The 6,267-nt window shown below is 73.7% G+C and carries 4 protein-coding genes; 2 read left to right on the top strand and 2 right to left on the bottom strand.

The genetic code is table 11. The features are described 5' to 3' along the window. Positions 1-476 precede the first annotated feature (476 nt). On the top strand, positions 477-2,438 hold the full coding sequence (locus AOK18_RS21765) for an ATP-binding cassette domain-containing protein (protein WP_055695446.1): 1,962 nt from the start codon (positions 477-479) through the stop codon (positions 2,436-2,438). A 598-nt stretch (positions 2,439-3,036) separates the two neighbouring features. After that, positions 3,037-4,452, top strand: coding sequence for an amino acid permease (locus AOK18_RS21760; RefSeq protein ID WP_055695445.1), 1,416 nt, complete (start codon positions 3,037-3,039; stop codon positions 4,450-4,452). 88 nt (positions 4,453-4,540) lie between these two features. Here the strand turns inward: AOK18_RS21760 and AOK18_RS21755 are convergent, their stop codons facing one another. Both AOK18_RS21755 and AOK18_RS21750 read right to left on the bottom strand, forming a co-directional pair. After that, on the bottom strand, positions 4,541-5,641 hold the full coding sequence (locus AOK18_RS21755; RefSeq protein WP_055695444.1) for a zinc-binding dehydrogenase: 1,101 nt from the start codon (positions 5,639-5,641) through the stop codon (positions 4,541-4,543). A 67-nt stretch (positions 5,642-5,708) separates the two neighbouring features. Further along, positions 5,709-6,200, bottom strand: coding sequence for a DUF4334 domain-containing protein (locus AOK18_RS21750; RefSeq protein WP_055695443.1), 492 nt, complete (start codon positions 6,198-6,200; stop codon positions 5,709-5,711). Positions 6,201-6,267 lie beyond the last annotated feature (67 nt).

Here is a 6,267-nt window from a genome sequence, read left to right as displayed (position 1 = left end):
CGCGCCGGGTGGGGCCGTCCGGAAGACGGCCCCACCCGGCGCGTGTGGTCCCGGGCCCGCGGGACGGACGTGGCCCGGGACCAAGGCGTGCCCGGGCTCGAGGCGTGCTCGGCGTTTCGGCCACCGCCGCCGTGCGCCTGCCCCGTTGCGCGACAAGGGTCGGTGCATCCCCCACGCTCCGCCACGCCCCGCTCCCGGGGGTCAGCACACGACCGAAACACAGGTGTTCGAAATGCCGGCCGGGTCGTTGAGCACGGGACGCCAACCGCAGCGACCCGCTAGGGGGCCACCATGACCTCGGCCGGCACACAGGAACGACCGGGGCCCGGCGCGCCGGGACCCGACGGAGCTTCGGGCTCCCGCCCGGGTGCGGGCTCCCCCGCGGGTTCGGGGGGAACCCGATGACGAAGTCCGCGGAAAGGGCGAAGGCCCCCGCCGGGGGGCGTCGCGTACGGGGGTTCTTCGGCCGTGTGCGGATGGCCGAGCCCCAGGTCTCCGACGCCGAGCGGGAGCTGTTCGGCGGTCCGCTGCGCTACGACATGGGCTGGTCGGAGCACGAGCACGCCCAGCTCGACCTGACCATGCTGTCCGCCCTGCGTTCCATGCCCGGACTGGTCGGGGCGACCTTGCGGATGGCCTGGCAGGCGAACCGGCGCGCCCTGCTCGCCGTCACGGTCAGCGAGGTCGGGCAGGGGATCGCCGCGGCCGTGGGGCTGCTCGCGGTCAACGCCGTCATGCACGCGCTGCTCGGCTCCGGCACGCCGGCGGAGCGGCTGCACGCGATGCTCCCCGGCCTGGCCGTCGCCGCCGGGGCGGCCGGGGCCGGCTCGGTCCTGGCCGGGTGGTCCACCGCACGGGCCGGCCGGCTGGAACCGCTGGTCGAACGGATCGCCACGACCCAGTACCTGGCCGCCGCCGCGTCGGTGGAACTGGAGGCCATCGAGGAGCCGGAGTTCCGGCGGCTGATCGACGTCGCCCAGTACGGCGCCGCGTCCGCGCGCCGCATGATCGGCGCCTGCGTGGCCTCGCTGAACGGGGGCGTCTCCCTGATCTCCACGGCCGGAGTGCTCACCGTCCTGCATCCGGCCCTGCTGCCGATGCTGATCCTGATCGCGGCCCCGCGCGGCTGGGGCGCGATGCGGGTGGCCCAGGAACGGTACGTGTCGGTGATGAGCTGGGTCGAGCACGTACGGGCCGGCCGCCTCATCGGCAACCTGCTCACCGAACGCACCGCCGCCCAGGAGGTGCGCATCCACTCCGTCGGGCCGTTCCTGCTCGGCCGCTACGAGCGCATGGCCGAGAGCGCCGAGGCCGAGCAGGAGCGCCTGGCCTCCAGCAAGGCCGTCACGGAGTGGGCGGCCGCCGCGCTGTCCGGCGTGGCCATGGCCGCCACGTACGGAACCATGTTCTGGCTGATCATGGGCGGGCACATGAACCTGGCCGTCGCCGGCACCGCCGTCATCGCCGTCCGCTCCGGGTCGGCGAGCCTGGGCGCGCTCGTGATGAACGTGAACCAGTTGCACGAGGAATCCCTCTACGTCCGCGACCACTCCCGCTTCCTGGACGAGGCGGCGCGCCGGAACATCCCCCGCGGAGGCGGTCCCGTGCCCGCGCGGGTGGGGCAGGTCACGCTCGACCGGGTGACCTACCGCTACCCGGACCGGGCGGACCCCGCCCTGGACGAGGTGTCGCTCACGCTGCCCATGGGCTCGGTCACCGCCGTGGTCGGTGAGAACGGCTCCGGCAAGAGCACCCTGATGAAACTGCTGTCGGGCCTGCTGCTGCCGCAGGGCGGCACCGTGCGGTGGGGCGACGCCGAGGTGGCCTCCCTGGACCGCTCCCAGCTCTTCGACCGCGTCGCGCTGCTCACCCAGGACTTCCAGCGCTGGCCCGTGACGGCGGCGATGAACATCCGGATCGGCCGGCCCGCCCACGAGGCCGGCCCCGACGACCTCATGCCGTCCGTCGAGTACGCGAATGCCGGACCGGTCCTCGCGAGACTCCCCGCGGGCCTGCAGAGCCTGCTGGCCCGCGTGTTCCGCGGCGCCAGCGAACTGTCCGGCGGCGAGTGGCAGAAGATCGGCCTGGCCCGCACCCACTGGCGCAGCTCCACCGCGACGGCGGACGGCGTCCTGATCGTGGACGAGCCCACCTCCGCCCTCGATCCGCAGGCCGAGATCGCCGCCTTCGACCGCATCCGCCGGCTCGCCTCCCCGGACCTGGCCGTCGTCCTGGTCACCCACCGCATGTCCGGGGTCCGGCACGCCGACCGCATCTACGTCCTGCACCGGGGCCGGCTGGCCGAACAGGGCAGTCACCAGGAGCTGATGGCCGCCCGGGGCCGGTACGCCGCGATGTTCGACGCCCAGGCCGCCCAGTACGCCCCGGCACCCGTCGTCCCCCGCCCCGCCCCGCCCACCGTCGCGGACCCCGCGTGAGGGGGGCTTTCGGACAGGTCCCCGCATCGCTGCCCGGGCGCCATCGGCGCGGGCCCCTGGAGCCGCCCGGGGAGGCCGGGGAGGTCCTGGAGGCGACCGTGGTGCGTGAGTCCTCCGGGGGAACCGGGCTGATCGCCCGGCCCGGCGACGTCACGCTCCCGGGGACGCCGGGCGGCCGTGATCCCGCGGCGGGTGGCACGAGGAGCACCCGGGCCCGCCGGCCGTGAGATCGCCGAGCGCCTCGTACAGCGGATCCGGGAGGCAGCCGAACGGGTGAGGGGGACGTCCGGGATCCGCCGGGATTCCGCACGGTGCGCGGCGTCCCCGCGAGGGCCTGGCGAGGGCCGGTGGCGGGCTGGGGGCGGACGCGGTGGTGGCGGGCTCCGCCGAACTGATCGGCCCCCGGACCGGCGGCCCGGTCGCGGTCCGCCCGGTGGAGGCGCGACGATGGTCGGTGACGGTGGTGCCGCGGGCGGGACCCGGACCGGTGGCCGCCCTCCCGTCGTGGTCCGACCGCGTGCGTGAGGGTCCCGCGGACCCGGCGGCGGGCCGGCACCGTCTGCCGTCAGTCGTTGCCGTAGGCGAAGAGGTGAGTCGGATGACCGGACTCCGCGGGGGCGAGGGCATCCTTCGCCGCAAGCCCATCGAGCACATCGAGGAGACGGAAGCCGGTGAGGGACCCCGGCTGGAGCGGACGCTGGGACTGTGGCAGCTGACCGCGATCGGCGTGGGCGGCATCATCGGCGCGGGCATCTTCACCCTCGCCGGCACGGTGGCCAACGGCACGGCGGGGCCCGCGGTCCTGGTGTCCTTCCTCATCGCGGGCGTGGCCAGCGCGGCGGCGGCCCTGTCGTACGCCGAGTTCGCGGGCATGATCCCGAAGGCGGGTTCGGCCTACACCTACGGCTACGCGGTGCTCGGCGAGTTCGCCGGATGGTTCATCGGCTGGGACCTGCTCCTGGAGTACACGGCGATCGTGGCGGTGGTCGCGATCGGCATCTCCGGCTACTTCAGCTTCCTGATCGAGGACATGGGCGCGCAGCTGCCCGCCTGGATGCTGGGTGCGCCCGGCACCGGCGCCGGGCACAAGGTGGACCTGTTCGCGGCGCTCCTGTGCCTGCTCATCGCCTGGCTGCTGACCCTCGGCATCCGCAGCGCGGCCCGCTTCGAGACGATCGTGGTGGGGCTGAAGGTGCTGGTCGTGCTGGTGGTGATCGGGGTCGGCGTCTTCCACATCGACACCGCCAACTACCACCCGTTCTTCCCCTACGGGGTCAGCGGGGCGTTCACGGGTGCGGCGACCGTGTTCTTCGCGGTCTTCGGCTACGACGCGATGTCGACGGCGGCCGAGGAGTCCAAGGACGCGCGGCGGCACATGCCGAAGGCGATCATCTACTCGCTGGCGATCGCGATGGTGCTGTACGTGGCGGCCTGCCTGGTGCTGACCGGTATGCAGAACTACAAGGACATCGACAAGGAGAGCGGCTTCTCGACCGCCTTCCAGTCGGTGGGGCTGGACCGGCTGGCGGACGTGATCGCGGTGGGCGCGATCGTCGGCATCCTCACCGTGATGTTCACGTTCATGCTGGGGGTGACCCGGGTGTGGTTCTCCATGTCGCGGGACGGGCTGCTGCCCAAGTGGTTCGCGAAGACGCACCCCACACGGCACGTGCCGACGCGCGTGACGTGGATCGTCGGGGTGGCGTCGGCGGCCATCGCCGGCTTCCTGCCGATCTCGGAGGCGGCCGAACTGACCAACATCGGCATCCTGCTGGCGTTCGTGGTGGTGTGCACGGCGGTGATCGTGCTGCGCTACCGGCAGCCGGACCTGCCGCGCAGCTTCCGTACGCCGTGGATGCCGTTCGTGCCGGCGCTGGGTGTGGTCTTCTCGATCTGGCTGATCACGTTCCTGCAGTGGCAGACCTGGGTGCGGTTCCTCATGTGGTTCCTGCTCGGGTGCGGGATCTACTTCCTGTACTCGTACAAGCGCTCGGAGCTGGCCGGGCGCCAGTGACCCGGGGCGGAGATGCGTCGCGGGGAGGTACCGGTGCGGCGGGCCGGGGCCGGTGCCGTGTCCCCCGGTCCTGCGGTGGCGTCCGTGCTCAGAACGACGTGACGACGACGCGTGCCACCTCCGGGTCCCGGAGGGCCGCGTAGCCCGCGTCGATCTCGTCCAGGGCGATCCGGCGGGACACGAGGCCGTCGAGGTCCATGCGCCCTCGCAGGTACAGCTCGGCGTAGCGGGGGATGTCGCGGCGAGGGGTGGCCGAGCCCATGACCAGTCCCTGGATCCGCTTCTGCCGGAGGAGCAGCCGGGGCAGGGAGAGGCTCAGTTCACCCGTGCCGCCGGCGGCCAGGCCCACCACGTACACGTCCCCGCCGGGGGCGGTCATGCGCAGGGCCCGGTCGGCCGTCGCCGCCGTGCCGACGACGTCGAAGGCGTGCCGCACGCCCCCGCCGGTGAGGTCACGGACCGCCGCCACCACGTCCGTGGTCGCGGAGTTGACGACGTCGGTGGCGCCGAAGGCGCGCGCCCGCCGCAGGCGGACGTCGTGCACGTCCACCGCGACGACGCGGGAGGCGCCGGCACGTTCCGCCGCGGCGATCGTGTTCAGTCCGACACCGCCCGCTCCGATCACGGCCACGGTGTCGCCCTCCTGGATGCGGGCGGCGTTGAGGGCGGACCCGGCGCCGGTCAGCACCGCGCAGCCGAGCAGGGCGGCGGGGGCGGGCGGCAGGCGGCGGGGCACGGCGGTGAGCTGGTTCTCGTGGACGAGGGCCCGCTGGGCGAAGCCGCCCAGGCCCATCCCCTGGGTGATGCGGTGGCCGTCGCGGCTGAGCCGCGGGAGGCGGTGCCGCTCGGGGTCGCGCAGGGTGGCTCCGGGGCGGTGGCACTGGTACGGCCGGTCGTCGCGGCAGGCCGGGCAGGTGCCGCACCACTGGACGAGGCAGCCCACCACGTGGTCGCCGGGGGCGAACCCGGTGGCGTGCGGTCCGACGGCGACGACGGCACCGGCGATCTCGTGGCCCAGGACGACCGGCGGCGGATACGGCGAGGTGCTCTGCCGGGCGAGGGTGAGGTCGGTGTGGCAGAGGCCGGCCGCCCGCACCTCCACCAGCACCTCGCGGCCCACGGGTTCGGCGATGTCGATGTCCTGGACGGTGAACCCGCCGCCCGGCGTGTCCACCACCGCGGCCCTCACCGGTGTGCTCCGTCCCGGCCGGCCGCCCGCGCTCCGCTCCCGCCGGCCGGGGACGGCGTCCTCCCGCTCATGCCCGTTCGAGGACGAAGTAGTAGAAGGGGCCGTTCGCGCCGAAGCCCTTGCCGTTCATGATGCCCATGAGGGTGCGGTCGTCGACCGCCTTGAAGTGGTCCAGGACCGGCCGGCCGTCGTAGATCATGGTGGCCGTCACCTCGCCCCGGAACTCGACCATCCACAGGCCGGCTTCGCCCTTGCCCTGCTCGGTGTCGGAGTACAGGACGCCGTCCTCCCCGCGCATGATCAGCGGCTTGGCGTCGTCGGCCGCGAGGAACGTCTTGCCGTACCAGCCGGAGGCCAGCAGGCGGCGGTGGACCGGATGCCCGGTGTCGAAGCCGCTCCCCCGCCAGGTGCCGAGGATCTCCTCGACGCGGACGGTCGGCAACGCGGCCCAGATCTCGTCGAGTTCGGCGGCCGGGACGGTGGTGTCCCTGCCGCGCAGTTCGGCGAACCGGATCCGGGCCTTGTCGATGTCCGTGTCGCGGGGCGTGTCGCTGTGCATGGGTCCCTCCCGTGGGGTGGAACGAACGGGGGAAGCGGTCGTCGACCGCTCGGGGCGCGCCGTACGG

Source organism: Streptomyces prasinopilosus, from assembly GCF_001419695.1.
GTDB classification, from domain to species: domain Bacteria; phylum Actinomycetota; class Actinomycetes; order Streptomycetales; family Streptomycetaceae; genus Streptomyces; species Streptomyces prasinopilosus.
This window is presented reverse-complemented; position numbering and strand designations above follow the sequence as displayed.